The sequence below is a fragment of the Lysinibacillus sp. NPDC056220 genome (assembly GCF_049315265.1).
GTDB lineage: Bacteria > Bacillota > Bacilli > Bacillales_A > Planococcaceae > Lysinibacillus > Lysinibacillus pinottii.
In genome coordinates this window covers 778,883-797,955 of record NZ_JBMOXD010000003.1, presented here as the reverse complement: position 1 = coordinate 797,955, position 19,073 = coordinate 778,883, and the positions used below count along the sequence as shown (strand labels likewise).

16 protein-coding genes and 1 pseudogene are annotated in these 19,073 nt (G+C 35.6%); 14 read left to right on the top strand and 3 right to left on the bottom strand.

The annotated features are described in order from the left end of the window. Nucleotide 1: 1 nt before the first annotated feature. Genes ACOZBY_RS14175 through ACOZBY_RS14155 form a run of 5 tightly spaced genes read left to right on the top strand, consistent with a single transcriptional unit; the run spans nucleotide 2 to nucleotide 5,735 of the window. The gene (locus ACOZBY_RS14175) at nucleotides 2-2,833 is read left to right on the top strand and encodes a M14 family metallopeptidase (RefSeq protein WP_422762494.1); all 2,832 of its coding nucleotides are present in this window, start codon (nucleotides 2-4) and stop codon (nucleotides 2,831-2,833) included. 7 nt (nucleotides 2,834-2,840) lie between these two features. Beyond that, on the top strand, nucleotides 2,841-3,455 hold the full coding sequence (pcp, locus tag ACOZBY_RS14170; RefSeq protein ID WP_012293787.1) for a pyroglutamyl-peptidase I: 615 nt from the start codon (nucleotides 2,841-2,843) through the stop codon (nucleotides 3,453-3,455). Continuing rightward, nucleotides 3,439-4,134, top strand: coding sequence for a 5-oxoprolinase subunit PxpB (gene pxpB / locus ACOZBY_RS14165; protein WP_036161247.1), 696 nt, complete (start codon nucleotides 3,439-3,441; stop codon nucleotides 4,132-4,134). Before pcp ends, pxpB begins: the two co-directional genes overlap by 17 nt. Nucleotides 4,135-4,137: 3 nt before the next feature. Then, on the top strand, nucleotides 4,138-5,001 hold the full coding sequence (locus ACOZBY_RS14160) for a biotin-dependent carboxyltransferase family protein (protein ID WP_012293789.1): 864 nt from the start codon (nucleotides 4,138-4,140) through the stop codon (nucleotides 4,999-5,001). Between the two features lie 5 nt (nucleotides 5,002-5,006). Continuing rightward, complete coding sequence (locus ACOZBY_RS14155; protein WP_012293790.1) at nucleotides 5,007-5,735, top strand: 5-oxoprolinase subunit PxpA; 729 nt, start codon at nucleotides 5,007-5,009, stop codon at nucleotides 5,733-5,735. 87 nt (nucleotides 5,736-5,822) lie between these two features. Here the strand turns inward: ACOZBY_RS14155 and ACOZBY_RS14150 are convergent, their stop codons facing one another. Genes ACOZBY_RS14150 through ACOZBY_RS14140 form a run of 3 tightly spaced genes read right to left on the bottom strand, consistent with a single transcriptional unit; the run spans nucleotide 5,823 to nucleotide 8,016 of the window. Next, nucleotides 5,823-6,377: a phosphatase PAP2 family protein gene (locus tag ACOZBY_RS14150; RefSeq protein WP_012293791.1), complete on the bottom strand. Its 555-nt coding sequence runs from the start codon at nucleotides 6,375-6,377 to the stop codon at nucleotides 5,823-5,825. Between the two features lie 6 nt (nucleotides 6,378-6,383). Continuing rightward, entirely contained in the window at nucleotides 6,384-7,349 is a 966-nt protein-coding gene (locus ACOZBY_RS14145; protein WP_197150648.1) for an LCP family protein, read from the bottom strand. Nucleotides 7,350-7,365: 16 nt separating this feature from the next. Continuing rightward, nucleotides 7,366-8,016, bottom strand: a complete 651-nt coding sequence (locus tag ACOZBY_RS14140; protein ID WP_236249623.1) for a helix-turn-helix domain-containing protein — start codon at nucleotides 8,014-8,016, stop codon at nucleotides 7,366-7,368. A 344-nt stretch (nucleotides 8,017-8,360) separates the two neighbouring features. Here ACOZBY_RS14140 and ACOZBY_RS14135 point away from each other — a divergent pair, with 344 nt between their 5' ends. The 9 genes and pseudogenes from ACOZBY_RS14135 to ACOZBY_RS14095 all read left to right on the top strand — a co-directional run. Beyond that, nucleotides 8,361-9,635, top strand: a complete 1,275-nt coding sequence (locus ACOZBY_RS14135) for a cation:dicarboxylate symporter family transporter (protein ID WP_012293794.1) — start codon at nucleotides 8,361-8,363, stop codon at nucleotides 9,633-9,635. Nucleotides 9,636-10,236: 601 nt separating this feature from the next. Next, the gene (locus ACOZBY_RS14130) at nucleotides 10,237-11,652 is read left to right on the top strand and encodes an ABC transporter permease (RefSeq protein ID WP_036167799.1); all 1,416 of its coding nucleotides are present in this window, start codon (nucleotides 10,237-10,239) and stop codon (nucleotides 11,650-11,652) included. Nucleotides 11,653-11,664: 12 nt separating this feature from the next. Beyond that, nucleotides 11,665-12,348 carry an ABC transporter ATP-binding protein gene (locus tag ACOZBY_RS14125; protein WP_422762493.1) on the top strand — a complete coding sequence of 228 codons (684 nt, stop codon included), beginning with the start codon at nucleotides 11,665-11,667 and terminating at the stop codon, nucleotides 12,346-12,348. 66 nt (nucleotides 12,349-12,414) lie between these two features. Next, entirely contained in the window at nucleotides 12,415-12,717 is a 303-nt protein-coding gene (locus tag ACOZBY_RS14120; protein ID WP_422762492.1) for a hypothetical protein, read from the top strand. Nucleotides 12,718-12,942: 225 nt separating this feature from the next. Next, on the top strand, nucleotides 12,943-13,605 hold the full coding sequence (locus ACOZBY_RS14115; RefSeq protein WP_012293798.1) for a response regulator transcription factor: 663 nt from the start codon (nucleotides 12,943-12,945) through the stop codon (nucleotides 13,603-13,605). Continuing rightward, nucleotides 13,598-15,049, top strand: coding sequence for a HAMP domain-containing sensor histidine kinase (locus ACOZBY_RS14110; protein ID WP_036161251.1), 1,452 nt, complete (start codon nucleotides 13,598-13,600; stop codon nucleotides 15,047-15,049). Before ACOZBY_RS14115 ends, ACOZBY_RS14110 begins: the two co-directional genes overlap by 8 nt. Before the next feature lie 106 nt (nucleotides 15,050-15,155). Next, a complete protein-coding gene (locus tag ACOZBY_RS14105) occupies nucleotides 15,156-16,892 on the top strand; it encodes a methyl-accepting chemotaxis protein (RefSeq protein ID WP_031419456.1) in 1,737 nt (578 codons plus the stop codon). Nucleotides 16,893-17,145: 253 nt separating this feature from the next. Next, nucleotides 17,146-18,219 (top strand): EAL domain-containing protein, encoded by a 1,074-nt coding sequence (locus ACOZBY_RS14100; protein ID WP_198695957.1) that lies wholly within the window; start codon nucleotides 17,146-17,148, stop codon nucleotides 18,217-18,219. 294 nt (nucleotides 18,220-18,513) lie between these two features. Next, nucleotides 18,514-19,073, top strand: a pseudogene (locus ACOZBY_RS14095) (hypothetical protein); the annotation flags it as partial.

Below are 19,073 nucleotides of genomic sequence, written 5' to 3'. Positions count from 1 at the left end.
TATGATGAACTCTATAATTTTTTCTAGTTTATTTCAAAAGAACGAAACGAAAAAAAAACCTTCTTTATTTATCGATTTACCTAAAGATTTAATTCCATTAGGATTAATTGATTTTTGTTTACGCTTAGGCTTTGAATCAAATGAAATAGACTTTGATTTATTTCAGCCAGCCAATCAGTCCTATACAATGAAGTTTTTACCACATACTAGCACATTTATTTCAGAAAATAAGTCAACATGGATTATTTATTATGAGAGTGAATCAGCACTTTCTACATTGTTAAGTACTATAGCCAGTGATGGCATAGTCGAAACCCAAACAGTCAGCTCATTCACGTATTATGAGAATTTAAGTCATCTTTGGACAGCCTATGGCACGGGTGAAAAGGATGAGGCCCATCCCCAGCAACATGTAAGTGTGAAAATGGATATACAAGAAGAATTGAAGACAAGTGCTCTGTTAAAAGAGGCTTGCTATCTTGCATTGCGTTTAGGTTTATATGCGACATCTATTTCATTACCAGCTATAACAACAGAAGAGCGACATGTATCTATTTCCTTCAAGCAAGAACTCGAAAGTTATATGGAGTTGACCGCCAAAAACACCATTCAAATTTGTGGTACGAAAGAAAGCCTACCAGCCGTTGTCCATTCGATTGTAACAGCAAAGCATGTGTCAGAGGGTGGACTGCTTGGAGTTTGGGAGTTAAACGAAAAACAAGTGAATGAAGCGGCTATTTTAATGGAAGAAAAGTGGACTGATGAATCGGAAGCTTCTTACATCATAAAAGCACTGGAAGAAGAACCAGATACAGCGTTAGAGGCTGAAATTTATATGACAGCCGATAAAAAAAATCGTGACCAATTCAGGTTAGATGTATATGAAAAATTTTCTAATTTAACAACCATTAAAGTTCGCTCTGCCTTTAAAACAGGGTTATACTGGATATTAGAGGAAGTACTCCCATCTGTCGAGGGGGGCTTTGAAAATATCAAAATAGTTTGTAAGGATGGGGTAAGTGAAGACGGTTTAGAGCAACATAATCGCTGGATTATGGAGCTATACCCAGTAGATGAGATGATCGAAATGCAATATGGCTTACCTAAAGAGCATGTGCAATTTGAGCTTTCAAGCACGCAACAACATGTGTATAGAGTATTTGTTAATGATCAACTAATTGCTGAGCTCAATCCCCTTATGAGTGAAGTGGATTATGTGGACGGTCAGAAAAAAGCTTATCCGACTACCGCTGGATATCGATTATTGAACAAGACGGAGAGAGTGCAAGAGAATATCATATTTTCAGATCGTGAACGGTTCTATAAATTTTATGTGAAAGAATTTTTGCCACAAATGGTGAAATTGTTAAAAATAGATACCCATAATGTTAATCAAGGTCAGCTATTTCCATTGTTTGATCGAATAGAAATTGATTTTACTTCTTCTGGAATTGAAGAAGAAATCGGTGTTCAGCAAGAAGCGAATTCATCGTTTGAGGCGCTATACGAGGATTTATATTTTAATACATTAGACTATTTTCATGAGCTTGGCCGTCAGTTAGTAAATCAGCCATACAAAGCTCCGGGTGGCGTTATTCCTTATATTCATATAGAACAAGATCTGTATAAGCCTATCAAAGGTGTCATCAAGGTTTACCAGTGGAATGACAAACGAATGACTGATCCCATTACAAAGCGAATCTTGTTTAATCAAGAAGGGCAGTTTGACACTGTAGAAATGTCTATAGGTAATGAACTGAAGGTAACTGAGGCAAAAATCTATTTAAAGCACAACATGAAAAATATTTTTCCATTGTTAGAGCGTTTTAAACAATACTCAGAGGTCAAATTAAATTATGGAGATATATCTTATAAGGGTCATGTCATTCCCTTTATTGAAGTGACTGAACCGATTACGAGTGAATATTATTCAGGGCTAAAAAAAACAGATGAAAAACATACGATTGTTTTTGAAGCTGGTCATCATCCAAATGAAGTGTCTAGCACGCCTGCTATATTGGAGCTAATAGAGGATATTATTGGTCATCATCCAGAAATATTACAAAAAATGAATGTTATTATAATCCCTTTAGCCAACCCTGATGGTTATGAAATAATGGAATATTTGACAAAGGAACATCCGAAGTGGAAGCATCATGCGGCACGATTTAATGCGGTGGGATTAGAATTTGCGCATGTGAAATTCTTGAAAAGTGCGTTCGGTGAGGCAAATGTATTACCACTTATCTTAAAGAAATGGGCCCCAGATATTGTTGTAGATGACCATGGAATACCTGCTCGTGAATGGGTTCAACCGTTCGCAGGTTACGCCTGCCCACCGATTTTCCCAGTTTCTTATACGCTTCCGAGTGCCAAGATTTATGGGATTGGTCGATATGCAGATGATGATGATACGAAAGAAATTCAAGCCCGAAACTTGGAGCTAGTAGCCGAAAGAGTTAATAGGCTGTTTGAAGGATCGACGTTTGCTCAAGAAAATGACTATTGGCGCGATCGATATTATAAATATGGAACAAAGTGGGATCCAGATAAATACCCCATTGAGGAGATGGGGAATATTAACTTGTATCGAAGTATGGAAGTAACTCCATCGTATTCATCAGTTAGTATTTTACGTTATCCACAGTGGATCGCTTTAGATATAATTTCCGAAGTTGCAGATGAAATTGTTTATGGTGAAGAATTAATTTCGTGTATGGCAGCACATAAATTATTTAATCGGGCAATTTTAGAAGCTGCAATAGCTACTCCAGTAAATAAATATAAACAATCTGGACGTTACATAAAAAAACGTCCGATAGAAATTAGGTGACGAACACATGACAAAAATTTTATTAACGGGATTTGAGCCATTTCTTGATTACAAGCTCAATCCAACTATGCAAATTGTAGAAAATTTAGATGGTGAAAAGATAGAAAACTATCATATTATTGGAAGAATTTTATCTGTCGACTTTCAACAATCTGCCGAGCAGCTAAAGCGACATATAGAAGAAATAGAACCGCAAATCATTATTTCCTTAGGACTGGCAGGAGGGCGTTTTAAAATAACACCTGAGCGAATTGCTATTAATATTAAAGATGGGGAGCCTGATAATAACGGCTACTCACCCGTTGATGAGAGCATTCAAGAGGAGGGGGCAGATGCTTATCTGACGAATTTACCCATTCGCCATATGATTAATCGCTTGCAAGAAGAGGGCTATCCGGCTGAAATCTCTAACACAGCAGGTACTTATTTGTGTAATAACATAATGTATGAAGGGCTTGTATATGCACAGCAACATGAAGGGGTACGTGCTGGTTTTATTCATATACCTGCTTCTTTTGAATTAGCCATTCAACATGGCAAAATTCCAGGTTGGCATATTCGTGATTTAATTGCTGCTGTAAAGCTTTGCATTGAGGAGACAGTACGTGCAGGTAATCATTGAATTTCCTCATTCAATGTGGATTAGCAAACATACTATTCGCTTTTCCTTTAAGGAAGAAATATCCGACACAAACTTTTATGCAGTACAAACATTTACTCGATTTCTGAAAAAACAGCTACGACACCATCTTGTCGAAAGTGTTGCAAGCTATCATACAGTTACAGCCTATGTGAAACAACGAATAGATGTCGATCTTTTAAGAATGCAATGGCTTGCTATTCAAGCATCAGCAGCCGTTGATGACAGAACAAATAGACGATTAAAAATCCCGGTTTGCTATGATGAAGAATTCGCCTTAGATAGGCAACGAGTGATGGACTATACGGGTCTATCATTTGAGGACATTAAAATGCTACATATGTCAAAAAGCTATTATGTTTATTTAATTGGCTTTTTGCCAGGCTTTCCTTATCTTGGGGAACTTGATTCTAAGTTATTTATGCCACGTTTAGAGAAGCCGAGGGCATCTGTGTCTGCGAGTTCTGTTGGGGTTGGAGGCGGACAAACAGGAATCTATCCTGTCGATTCACCTGGTGGCTGGAATATTATTGGAAAGACGCCATTAAAACTATTTAATGTCAATGGTAAAGAGCCCTTTCTATTTGAACTGGGTGATGAAGTTCAGTTTTATGAAATAACTAAGCAACAATATTGGGAAATGAAAAGCAAAGGAGTGTAGCGATTGAAGCCACTTCTGCTCATAACAAAACTAGGGGTTTATGGTAGCTTACAAGATAAAGGCAGGTTTGGCTATCGGGCATTTGGTATTCCGTTATCTGGACCAATGGATCAAGTATCGTTTCAAGCAGCCCAACTGATTTTACAAAATCATCCTAATCAAACGTCTTTCGAAATGTTCATGGGTGGCTTTGAATTTGAGGCATTGGCTGATGGGGTCTATGTTTTAACAGGGGGGCATGGTGTATGCATGGTTAATCATGCAGCCATTGAAATGTGGAAAACATTCCACCTAACAAAGGGAGATAGGTTGACGATTAAGAGCGTGAGTCAAGGCTCTATCATTTACTTGACACCGCTTGGAGGGTTTACTTCAAAATTGGAGCTGGGCAGTAGCTCATACCTCTCACAGGGGAATCTAGGTACGGAGATGACAAAAGGAAGTATTTTATATGGACAGACAGCCTCTCCGTTACAAGCTAATAGAGGTCTTTATGCTCCGTATCGTCCGACTTTTGACAGTGCTATTACTGTTAGAATTTTCAAGGGCCCTCATTTTCATTTATTTACGGAAGAGAGTCAGCAACAATTTATGCAAAATCCTTTCCAGTTTAGCGGTGGAAATCGAATGGGCTATTATTTAAAAGGCTCTGTTTTACAGCTAAAAGAAATGAAGGAGATTCTATCTGAAGCAACCCAGTTTGGCTCCATTCAAGTACCTCAGAATGGGAATCCAATTATCTTAATGGCCGATGCTCAAACAGTAGGAGGCTATCCTATTATGGCAACTGTACATGAAGATGATTTACATAAAGTAGCCCAAATGCGTATGTTTAACACAATACATTTTACACTGGAGGAAATGTGATACGAATGGATATTAATTGTGATCTAGGAGAAAGCTATGAAGCTTTTTTGACGGGAAGAGACGAAGAGATACTAGATTATGTGACATCAATCAATATTGCGTGTGGCTACCATGCGGGCGATCATTCCATTATGCACCAAACGGTACGTAATGCGATTCGTAAACATGTTCATATTGGTGCACACCCTGGGTATCCTGATCGTGAAGGATTCGGACGAAAAAATATGGTGTTTAGTCCAGCAGAAATTTACGATATGATGGTCTATCAGGTAGGGGCACTGCAAGCATTTGTCCGTGTCGAAAAGGGGACCCTACATCATGTCAAGCCACACGGAGCACTCTATAATCAAAGCGCGAATGATCAGGAAAAGGCTTCAGCCATTGTTCAGGCGGTGTATGATCTCCATCCTCAGCTTATTTTATATTGTTTAGCAGGAAGCCAAATGGCGGAAATCGCAAGGGATAAGGGTCTTCAAGTATATGAGGAGGTTTTTTCAGATCGCCGTTATCATTCTGATGGGACATTAGTGAGCAGACAGGAACCGAATGCTTTAATTCAAACTGAAGAAGAAATGCTTAAGCATGTAAAAGGTATTTTAACGGTAAAAGAAGTATTGTCTGTACAGTCTCAAAAAATAAAAATAGTAGCACACACCTTATGTATTCATGGAGATGGTCCACATGCCTTGGACTTTGCTAAAAAGATTGCTGCGCTTAGACAGCAACTACATTAACAATAAAGTAGATGATTTCATGCATACCCAATTGAAACATAAAAAAGTTCGCATAAATGGCGAACTTTTTTGATTGGAAGAGCTTTATTATTTTACATACATTTTCCTGTGATGCCTAGAGTTTTCAACAAGATGAATTAGCCACATCACTATGTAGGTTACCCCTAATCCGATACAAGCACCTGCTAACACATCTAGAGGGTAGTGTACACCGATAAAAATTCTCGAAAGTGCCATGAGGCAGGCCATTACTAGGAGTACAGCTCCGATTTTTTTTCGCTTCCAAAGCAAAGCAAATGCTAAAGCAAATGCCCCTGCCGCATGATTACTTGGAAAAGATGGGTCTAAATTTGATTTTTCAAGTAATAATATGACGCTATGATTGACGAATGGCCGTGGTCGAAAATATATCATTTCTATCATTTTATCGATACCAAGTGTAAGAAAAGCGATCGTTACGGCATATATGACTATTTTTCTATTTTCATGCTGATTTTGAGCGTTTGAAAACCATAGCCATATCAATATTAATCCAAATAGGATAGGGCCATATTTTGAAAACAAGAGGACAACTTGATCTAAAGTAGAGTATTGTCCAGCAAATTGGTTGAGTAGTTTAAAAAGTTGATAGTCTATTGTCATGTTTTCTTAAGAGGAAACTCCTTCTAGTTTAGACATTTGTACATCATCCTCGGTGGATAAAAACTTTTCTAATTCACTTTTATTTTTTTCCAAATCAATATCTAGAACTGCGCCTACATTTACATGTTTGTTTTCAAAAGAACTGGCAACAGGAATCCGTAAAGTATCTACCCCATTAGAGTGTCCATCCATTAAACCTTTCCCAATCGCCAGAATTGTTTTTTTGTCAACATTAGTATCGATGTATGCCTCTGCAACACCTAATATTTTTGGTAAATTCATTAAGCTGTGAAAACTAATTTGTTCTTTAACCTTTGTCAGAATTTCCTGCTGTCGTGCCACTCGTCCGAAATCGCTTAAACGATCGTGACGGAATCGAGCATATGCTAGTAACTGGTCACCATGTAACGTTTGTTCTCCAGGAAATAATGTCATGCCAATGCCATATGACATTTCATACGGGATGTCCACATCAATTCCATTGGGGGCTAAAAGATCTACAATTTTAGGGAATCCTTCAAAATCAACGATCGCATAGTAATTAACATCAATATTAAAGTTTTGCTTAATCGTTTTTCTAACAAGTTCGGGACCTCCAAAAGCAAACGCAGCGTTTATTTTATTCTTTCCGTAATCGGGGATATCCACATACGTATCTCTCATAATGGAAACAATTTTTACTTGGTTCGTCGTTTGATTATAGTGACCAATCATTAACGCATCCGATCTACCTTCATCACCTCTAGTATCACTACCTATCAATAGGACATTAATCTCACCAAATTGTAGGTCTGCGCCTTGGAATGGCTCAAAAATTTCCTCAGCTTCAGCTTCATTGTTACTGTCGTCTTCTGCCATGGCCAATCCACTATTGTACTGATAAAACCAATAAACAATCCCCAATACAATCATCAATGCGAATATGAAACATGAATTTTTTAGCCATCTACGGCTTGTTTTACTACTTTCCATAAATTAATAAATCCACCTATCCGTTATTTTTCAACAAAGATTTTCCGGTAAGTTGTACTGCTATTGCATCATCTAAATAACCAATAGGGAATACATAGTCCGGAATTACATCTACAGGAATAATAAAATATAATAATGTGCTTCCAATTATTGTTAATTCAAATAATGTACCTTTATCTGAAGTAAATTTTTCATATAACTCTTTTAACTTATTGATAAATGGTCCGACACTACCTACTTTTTGAATCTTTTCGTTAAAACTCTTATGAATGGTATGTTTGCCTTCTTCCGTTTGAGAAAATAAACCATAATCGTCTAATTTCTTTTCAACATCCTGCACTGAAAACTGGTTGTTGTACACATTAGATGCCTTAAGAAAGGTTTGTATGGCATCAACAGAGGTATGAATATCAGATTGTAAATCTTCCTGTCTTTGTTCCAGTGGATATCCCGCTGCTTCAAATAGCTGAATGAATGGAACACCAAGGCAGTCAGCAAATTTTTCTACATGTTGTGGTGTAGCTTTTCGTTTATTATTAATTATCCGTGAAATCGTAGCCGTATCAATTCCTGTCAGTTCACTAAACTTCCGCATGGATAACGAACGCTCTTTCAATAGCTCTTTCAACAATAAACCGAGAGTCACATTTTCTTTTCTTTCCGTCATATTCGATTCTCCCTTCTTCATTAAAAATAACTGTTGAACAGAAGTGTATAATGTTGTTGACAAATTGTCAACACTTGGCCATTATCATGTGGCCATATGGAAGTAATCACACCAGCAGCCTTGTGTGATTAGTTAAAAGATTTATTAGCGCATTGGCGTGTCTTCAATGGTGGTGATAGGCTGATATATCTAGGTAGAATGCAATTAATAGTAAGAAGCGGATAGGTCTTGTATTCAGACTTTTCGAAAAATAAAAAGTTTTTTTCATCGGATTTTGTCGGATTTTATAAGTATCTCTTATTATTAGGCAAGTCCCAAAAAATAATAGTAGGAGGTACGAAGGATTGAAAAAGAAGTTTAAAATTAGTTTAGCCAGTCAAATTTTAATTGGTTTGATTTTAGGGATTATTGTTGGGGGTATTTTTTACGGAAACCCCAAAATTGAAACCTATTTACAACCTTTAGGTGATATTTTCCTGCATCTAATTAAGATGATTGTTGTTCCCATTATTATTTCGACATTAATCGTTGGTGTTGCTGGTACTGGAGACATGAAGCAGCTTGGGCGATTAGGCGGGAAATCCATTATTTATTTTGAAATTATTACAACAGTAGCTATCGTAGTTGGATTACTTTCCGCGAATATTTTCCAGCCTGGTGCTGGAATAAACATGAACGAATTATCTCAAGGGGATATTTCGAAATACGTGACAACTACAGAAGAAGTACAGCATGAAGGACCGTTTGATATTATTGTAGGCATAGTACCAACCAATATCATTCAGTCAATGGGTGAAGGCGACATGCTTGCAATCATATTCTTCGCTGTTATTTTTGGTTTAGGTGTTGCGGCTATTGGTGATCGAGGTAAACCAGTCTTAGACTTCTTCCAAGGAGTTGCCGATGCGATGTTCTGGGTAACTAACCTTGTGATGAAATTTGCACCACTTGGGGTATTTGGTTTAATTGGTGTAACCGTTTCCAAATATGGTTTTGCCTCTCTCATACCATTAGCTAAATTGGCTATCCTTGTTTACGCAACCATGCTATTTTTTATATTTGTCATACTTGCACTTGTTGCAAAATTCGCGGGTGTTAATATATTGTTCTTAATTAAAGTATTAAAAGATGAGCTTATTTTAGCATTCTCAACCGCAAGTTCTGAAGCTGTATTACCGCGTATTATGTTAAAAATGGAGAAATTAGGGGCTCCGAAGGATATTGTATCCTTTGTTATACCTACCGGTTACTCCTTTAACTTAGACGGATCAACGCTATATCAAGCGATTGCAGCATTATTTATTGCGCAAATGTACGGTATTCACCTTAGCATTGGTGAACAAATTACGTTAATGCTTGTATTGATGGTTACTTCGAAAGGGATTGCAGGTGTTCCGGGGGTATCCTTCGTCGTACTGCTAGCCACTTTAGGTACTGTTGGCATTCCATTAGAAGGACTAGCATTTATTGCTGGTATTGACCGTATCCTTGACATGGGACGTACAGTTGTTAACGTAATTGGTAACTCATTAGCGTCATTAGTGATGGCAAAATGGGAAGGCCGTTTCGATCGCGAAAAAATGAAGAATTACTTTAATGAAAATGAAAATTTAGCATAAGCTTTATCGCAATGTTTAGCATTCGTTAACATAAAAACACCTTTCGTTGATGAACCATAGCCCATCAACGTAAAGGTGCTTTTTTTATACTACTAGAATCATATTGTCTATAGGCAAGAATTAAACTTAATCCTCTTTTTCAATCGTTGGGCTTCCGATATATGTGTATAAATCATCTGCTACATTCCTTTTTGCATTCACTGGAATTACTTTATTGGAAGAGAAGGTACCATATTTCTCTACATATTGGCCAAATCGTATTTAGCCGTTCATGTCTTAGGTGAGTACTCCTTTATATTTCACTTTAAGTGTCTCAACATTTGCTTTGTTAAAAATGGCTTAGGTCTTCACTTTACATATTTCTTGATGTTCGTCAGTTCACTACTTCCAAAATGGAATAACATTTTTGAAAATCCTCCTAGACATAAATCCCAATTTATGTCGACCTTCTTTTGTTTCAACTGCGTTTGTGGTAGCTCATGTTGGAAATTTTAGAATATGACTCACGTAAACTCCCTTATATCTCTAGATAAAGTTTTCACTCACTTCATATTAACTCCAGATAGGTCAAATATATTTGAACTACGAAGGAGGTAAGGAAATGAATTTTATCAAACGTGCATTTTTAAGTGTGAAAGCGAGGAAAGGGAAATCGATTATATTATTTACTGTATTTTTAGTAGTTTCTAATCTAGTATTAGCCGGATTTGCCATACAAAATGTGTCACAAAAGGCAAATGATCATGCTAGACAAACATTGGGTGTAGACGTAAGTCTTCGAATGGACGAAGAAAAGCTTATGGAAAACGTGGCAAAGCAGCGACAAGAAAATCCAAATGGGGAAATACAACACCCTGAACTTTTTACAGAAGATGCAGATTTGTTAGCTAAATCACCTTATGTAATAGACTACAACTATCTTAAAAGTGACATGGTTGTAGCAGATGATTACACACCTATTAACGATGCTGAAGGTGATGATGGAGTAAGCGGTGCGGTAGGCAGTAGTAATTCTGGAAATATGAAAATGCCTAATACGTTTCTTCAAGGCGTGAGAAGTTCTGAATTATTGCAGGAATTTACCGATGGAACGCATGAAATAATGGAAGGTCGTTCAATTACACCTGAGGATAAAAATAAGAAAGTAGCGCTAGTTGAAAAACGATTAGCAGAGCAAAACGAGCTTCAAGTTGGTGATATGTTAAAGGTTCAATCAATGGAAGGGACATCTGAAGTAGAGTTAGAAATCATAGGGATATATAAAAACTCAGGTATTACTGACTTCGAGGGAAATTTACCAGCTATGATGCATCCATCTAACAAGCTATACACAAATTATGACGCGACGAAAGATAGTGATGAAGAGGGTTCAGTCATTAATGAAGCTATATACTACTTAGACGACCCAGAAAATATTGAAAACTTCAAAACGGAGGCAAAGAAAAGCAATATTGATTTTGATCTGTTCAAGTTAGATGCACATGATGCTTTATATCAGAAAATGGTTGGTCCCATTGAGAATATTGCTGCTACTTCAAAATGGATGGTCTATTTAGTATCCATTACAGGATCAATTATTTTAGCTCTTATTATTATGTTAACAATAAAAGAGCGACGTAAAGAGTTAGGCATACTCTTAGCAATCGGTGAGAAAAAGAGAAAATTAATTGGTCAATTATTAGTAGAAGTATTGTGTATAGCGGTACTAGCATTTGGTATTTCTACAATTACGGGTGAAACAGTGTCTCAAAAAATGGGAGATAGCTTATTACAGCAAGAAGTTATAGCCTCTCAAGAAAATCAAGAAGAATCAAATAATTTAGGATTCTCATTTGGAATGATGAATAAGCAAGATCATGACGTGAAGCCTATTGATGATATTGATGTAAGTATAACTTCACAAGATGTGTTGAAATTAGGTGGATTAGGACTGTTAATTGCCATTTTATCGACACTTCTTCCAGCACTATCAATTCTTCGCTTAAATCCAAAAGAAATACTTTTAAAAGATGAGTAGGGGGAGTCACACATGGACACTATATTACAATTTAAAAACCTATATTATTATTATGTAAATAATAACAGGAAGAATACTTTACTAGAGAATGTTAATTTTACCTTTGAGAAAGGCTGTTTCTATAGCATTTTAGGTCCTTCAGGTGCAGGAAAAACAACAGCACTGAGTTTGGCAAGTGGCTTAGATAACCCCAAAGAAGGACATGTGCTCTATAAAGGAAAAGATATAAAAAAAATTGGATTGGATAAATATAGAAATAAATTTGTTTCAATTATTTTTCAATCCTATAATCTGATTACTTATATGACAGCCCTACAAAATGTAGTAACGGCTATGGAAATTACAGGAGTTAAAGCAAAAGATAAAAAGAAACGAGCGCTTGAATTATTAGGAATGGTAGGTTTGACAGAAATAGAAGCAAAAAGAAAGGTTTTACAGCTTAGTGGTGGCCAACAACAACGTGTCGCTATTGCTCGTGCATTATCTAGTAATGTCGATTTATTAATTGCGGATGAGCCGACGGGTAATCTAGATGAGAAAACCTCAGCTGAAATCGTTGAACTATTTCAGGAATTAGCTCATCAAGAAAATAAATGTATCATTGTTGTGACGCATTCACAAGAAGTAGCCAAACAATCTGATCAGATAGTTTATCTTAAAAAACGCCATTTAGTTTGTGAAAATCTGAGTAATTAAACGAGGCTATTTTAACTGACAATGTATGTGCAATGTGATGGAATAAAAAAATGGGAGTGGTATATAATGTGGACAAAAATAGCGACCTCATTAGGTTTAGTCTCTCTTGGAATAGCAATAGGTATGTTTACTAATTTAGTGGATTTCAATCGAGACTTAGGTGACACTGAAGGCAATATGTATCAGGATTATAATTCGTATTTAGATGAAAGGAATCCGTCTCAGCGTGATTGGGAATCTCCAAATCCGAGAGGTGAGCTGACCCCAGAACAATGGGAGGAATTCACTGGTGGACAAATGCCTGAGCAATGGGATTCGTCCACATCTAATTCAGAAGAAAGTATTCAGGGTTCAACATCTCCATATTAATTTTCTTTCATAACTATAGTGAAAAATACTATAACACCCCCAAAGATCTGTAAATCTAACTATGGATCTTTGAGGGTTTTTTACTTGAAGATTACCCTTTTCTTATGAAATGAATGTAAGACTTTGATCGTAAGGGTCATATAAAATTTTTTAGGAATAATGTAGGTATCTTCACATAAACTACAGATTGCGTGGTTATAATGGCTAACTAGGGGGGATATCTTAATGAACTATAATATTTTAGTAGTAGAAGACGATTTAGAAATTCAAGAATTAATTAAGCAGTTTTTGATGACACAAAATTATAATATAGAGGTGGCATCTGATGGAGTAGAGGGAATAAAGAGATTAAACACGCAATCATTTGATTTAATTCTCCTTGATGTTATGATGCCCAATCTCAATGGATTTGAAGTGGCCAAAATGCTACGAAATCATTCTAATATACCCATTATCTTTTTAACTGCGTTAGAAGAAGAACAAGATCAAATGAAAGGCTTTGATCTTGGTATTGATGATTATATAACTAAGCCGTTTTCATTTCATGTGTTGATCAGACGAGTGCAAGCGGTTCTTAGAAGAAGTAATCATAAAAGTTGGGGAAATCATTTGAATTTTAATGAACTGAATGTCGACTGCGACGGATATAAAGCATATGTAAATAAGGAAGAAATACCATTAACTACAAAGGAATTCGAAATTCTACAACTACTACTCCATAATGAAAAAAAAGTGCTTACTAGAGAGATCATTGTAGAAAAGGTTTGGGGATATGATTATTCCGGAGAAACACGGATGATTGATACTCATATAAAAAACTTACGAAAAAAATTAAATTTACCCTATATTAAAACAGTAAAGGGTATCGGATACAAAATCGATGAATAGGATTGTCAACATCTTAAAGATGAAAAAAATAACCTATAAGCTCTTTATGATTACTTCTCTTATATTGCTATCGTTTGCGGTATTAATTTATTTAACTTTATACTTCTTCCTTCCAACATTCTACGAGCAATATAAAACAAATCAGCTCCAATCTGGCATAACGGAAATAATTGATAAATCTAAGAATTTAACATTAAAAGAAGCGAAAGAGCTTTTGGATGAGTACTCCTTAGAAAATAATGCAATCATTTATCTACAAGAAAAGAACGGACATATTTTATACTCTCCTTCTTTTAATTTTCAGGGAAATACACAATCACCGACGATTACTGGAAAAGCATCATCACCAACACAAAATGAAGACACTGTTAATGCATTTAATCAATCTTTGCCCATACAATTTCTGAATGGACACCATTTAATAGTTACTGTATTTGCGACATTTCAACCAATCGATGAAGCTTCTCAGGTCTTAGTACGTTTTCTTCCTTATATTAGCATCATTGTTGTATGTATTAGCCTAGGAAGTGCCTATTTATATTCAAGGTTTATTACAAAACCACTCCTTTATATAAATGAGCGAGCGCAAAAGATGGCTAACCTCGATTTTTCAGAAAATATAATCGTTCGTTCTAATGATGAGTTAGAGGAATTATCGAATAGTTTAAATGAGATGTCGAATAATTTGCAAAAGACAATGAATGATTTACGAATAGCAAATGAACAATTAAAAGATGATATTGAAAGAGAAAGAAAAGTCGAAACAAAACGGAGGGAATTTTTTGCTACAGTTGCACATGAATTAAAAACGCCACTCACTGTAATGAAAGGGTATATAGAAGGAATGATTTATAATATTGGACCTTATGAAAATCGTGACTTCTATTTAGAAAAAAACCATAAAATTATAGAAAGAATGGAACAACTTGTTCGTGAAATTTTGAGTATGTCCCAACTAGAGCAACATATATTCAAAATCCAAATGAAAGAAACAAATCTCTCAGATTTAATTGAGACTATAACGAAAGACCTCGTTTTTTTTGCATCTCAAAAGGATATTACGATTATTAATAAAATTCCCCCAAATCTGTACGTATTTACAGAAAATGTTTTACTAGAAAAAGCATTTAAAAATATTATCCATAATGCAATTATGTATTCACCACAAGGAGAAACAGTATATTTAGGGTTGACGAAGGATTCAAAAGAAAATCAGATTCAAATTCAAGTCATGAATACGGGTGTACAAATTAAAGCAGAGGAACTACAACAATTATTCCAACCTTTTTATAGAATCGAAAAATCAAGAAATAGAAATACTGGTGGGAGTGGATTAGGCTTATATATCGTTAAGCAAATATTTATATCACTCTCTATTCATTATTCTGTGAATAATGTTGAGAATGGCATTCAATTTTTAGTTACATTTCCTAAAAGTAAATAAATGCTTTAAAGATTGAGTTTTTTGAAGGCTACAACCGAATACACAGACGACTCAATAATCAATTTAGATTTATTGAGTCTTATATTAGATAGGAGATTGACTGAAAATGAAGATAAGAACAAAGTTAATTATTATTTCTTTGAGCCTATTATTAATTCCAGGTTTGATTATAGGGGTTAGCAGTTATCACTCTGCTAAAGAGCACTTGGATGATTTGGGAGAGAAGATGTTAAAAAATAATGTTGAAATGGCACTGCAATTAATTGATTCAATGAATTATGCGGTTCAAACTGGAGAAATATCTTTGGAGGAAGCCCAAGAAAAAGTAAAACAAAAATTAATTGGGGATTTACAAAGTGATGGCACCCGTAAAATAACGACACACGTTGATTTAGGTGAAGATGGCTATTTTGCTATTTATGGAACGAGTGGAGATAGGGTAGCTCATCCTTTCTCGGAAGGAGAAAATGCTTGGGAAAATGTAGATAGCCATGGCGTTTATATGGTGCAAAATATGATAACCGCAGCACAAAATGGCGGGGATTTTACCTATTATGCTAGAGCCATGCCTCAAGACCCTGATGCCGAAGAAGACAAAATAGCCTACTCTGCTTTAGATCCGAACTGGGGTTGGGTAGTAAGCGCTAGTAGCTTAATGACATCATTTAATCATGGAATTCATTTAATCCAATATACGATTATGATTACCTTGGGCATTAGTATTTTAATAGGTTTAATCGTTATATTTTTATTTTCCAGACACTTAGCCGTTCCTGTTCAAATGGTTACTGAAAGTGTTGAAAACATTGCTAATCAAAATTTAACCTTTACATATTTAAACGTTAAAAATAAGGATGAGTTAGGCATTTTAGCGACAGGCATAAATACGATGACGACAAATTTACGAGGTATTATTGAATCCGTTTCGAACTCAGCCGAACATGTTGCTGCTACATCCGAACAACTCACTGCGAGTAGTGAACAGACAAGCACCGCTTCAGATGAAATTACGAGGGCTATTCAGGAAATTTCTATAGGACAAGAAAAGCAACTAGTTGGAATGGAAGAAGCAAATCATTCTGTTTTGCAGATATCATCGAGCATTACTGCCATTACTAAAAATATTAAAGAATTAAATGACCTTTCCGTTGAAACCTCTAAAGTCTCTCTTTATGGTAATGAAGTTATTAATCAGTCTGTTGAACAAATGAATCACATTAATAACCAAAACATAGTGACAACTGAAGCAATGCGATTGCTTGAAAGTAAATCACAAGAGATTGGTGAGATTATTACGGTCATTACTAACATTGCAGCACAAACAAATTTACTTGCTTTAAATGCAGCGATTGAAGCAGCGCGTGCAGGAGAACAAGGTAAAGGTTTTGCTGTTGTAGCGGATGAGGTTAGAAAACTAGCGGAGGAATCGGGTAATGCAGCAAACAATATTTCTTCACTCATAGGTGAAATTCAACTTAATACACAGCATACAGCACAAATGGTCAATGAAGGAAAAAGTGTCGTTGAAACGGGTATAGGTTATGTGGCAAACGCTGGAAAAACTTTTGAAGAAATAGCAGCCGATGTAGACATGATTAACCATAAACTTTCATCTGTCTCAACTGAAATTCAAGAAATTAATACGAATACAGAGATTCTAGTAAATGAAATACTGAAAACCAAAGAAGTTACCGATCAGTCATCGAGGTACACACAACAAGTTGTTGCAGCAGCGGAAGAACAGTCTGCTACGATGACTGAGATGACATTTGCTTCTCGTTCTTTAGCAGAGATGTCGCAGGAGCTTCAAAATCTAGTATCAAACTTTAAAACCAACGAATAAATAATTGCGTTTGATTAGAATTATAAAATAGAAACATACTCTCATCGAAGCTACGAAGAATATAGAGCTAGCAAAATGATGAACACATAAATTTGTTAGCTTTTTTATAGCTTCGGAATGGTATCTTTTGTTGATGCTTCATATAAACTTCATACAGCATCTATACTAACTACAGATATGCTTTATAAAACAATAAAATAGTAATTTTTTAATAAAAGATGGAGGTTGAAACGACCCTATTGGAGGAATTAGGATGGAGACGGGGATATTTGAATCAAATCGTAAATCTGTATTAAAAAGTATTGAACGTAAAAAAACTTTTGCATTAGTATATATTACGATTATAAGTTGGCATGACTTGAATACTTCTAAACACATAGACGTGGTTGAAAGGAAGCTAACTTTGTATCAACAAGAAGTGGAATGGTATAGAGTATTTGATAAGGAATATATTTTAATCTGCCATGCTCAGTCACAAGCACAGTTGATTATGCAAGAATTATCGAATATTGAATTTTTGAAGATACAGTATCTTTATGTCCAAGATAGAAAACTTCCAGCGTTAAATTACGTTAGACAAGTCTATTCGCAAAACACGAAAAGTAGTGAGATAAAAGAGTGCATGTCACAGAAAGATTTAGCAACGGAAGAGTTTGAAATAGTTTTCCAACCGATATTACACAATAATAGACAAATATCCTTTGAAGCACTAAGTAGATGGCAGTCGGAAGATATGGGCTCTATGTCTACGGGTATATGTATTCCAATTTTACATATAGAGAATTTGATAGAATTAACCAAGAACATTATAAATAAGGCTGTTGAATTATTGAGTAGATATAATGAAATTATTTATGTTTCGATTCATTTATCAGCGCCCTTAATCAAGGATATTACTTGGCTAATTCAACATTTAGACGAAATTAGTTTTAATAACAATCATCGAATTGCTTTTGAAATAACCGAAGAAACTATAATGGGAATAGAAGCAAGAGCCAATCTAAAAATTATTCATGATCGAGGTCATAGTATATTTATTGATGATTTTGGTACTGGAAACTCGAATTTTCAATATATGACCTTGTTCCCCCTGGATGGGGTGAAACTAGATAGGCTATTTATAAGTGGGAAATCAAATAAAAAAGTAATGGAGCTACTGACAAAATTTATCAAAGCTATGGGTCTAGAAGTAATCATAAAAGGCGTCGACAATGTTGAACAGCTTAATTCCTTATCGAAAGCCCAATATGATTCCATACAAGGCTATTACATATCGAAACCTCTAACAATAAATGAATTGACAAAATTTATATGTGAGAATAGTTAGGCTATTGAGATCATTTTTAGTGTAAGGAAAGTAAAGCAACCTCTATAGAATAAAAGGGATTTTTACATAAAAAATACCATAAAAAAACGCAATACCCTTAATGTTAGAAAGGGGTTGCGTTTTTTGCTTCATAAAACCAAGAAAAGGTGAAGGTATGAATAAGAAAGAAGGGAACTCCAGATTATCTTCAGGAAATCTCTAGAAAATCTCCATACTGTTCCCATATGAACTACAGATAATGCCTTTATTATAAAACCTGTAAGACAAAATACATTTTAAAAGGAGAATAAAAACATGAAAAAGAAAAAGAGATTGGCTGCTACTACTTTAGGTGCTGTATTTGCACTATCCACTTTGGGGTCTGCATTCGCAGCAGAAGTTCCGACTCAAGTGAGTGTGAGTAGTGAATATGTGGTAGGGCAAGCAACTAAACCAGCGAACTTTGATGAAATTTCAAAAGAAAAGGTGCAGGCTATTTTTGACCAAGTAGAGGCAGGCACACTAACGAAAGAAGAAGGCATGAAGCAACTTGATGCAGCGCTAGGCATAAAAGGAGATAAAAAAGCTGTAACTAAACCAGCGAACTTTGATGAAATTTCAAAAGAAAAGGTGCAAGCCATTTTTGACCAAGTAGAGGCAGGCACACTAACGAAAGAAGAAGGCATGAAGCAACTTGATGCAGCGCTAGGTATAAAAGGAGATAAAAAAGCTGTAACTAAACCAGCGAACTTTGATGAAATCTCAAAAGAAAAAGTGCAAGCTATTTTTGACCAAGTAGAGGCAGGCACACTAACGAAAGAAGAAGGCATGAAGCAACTTGATGCAGCGCTAGGCATAAAAGGAGATAAAAAAGC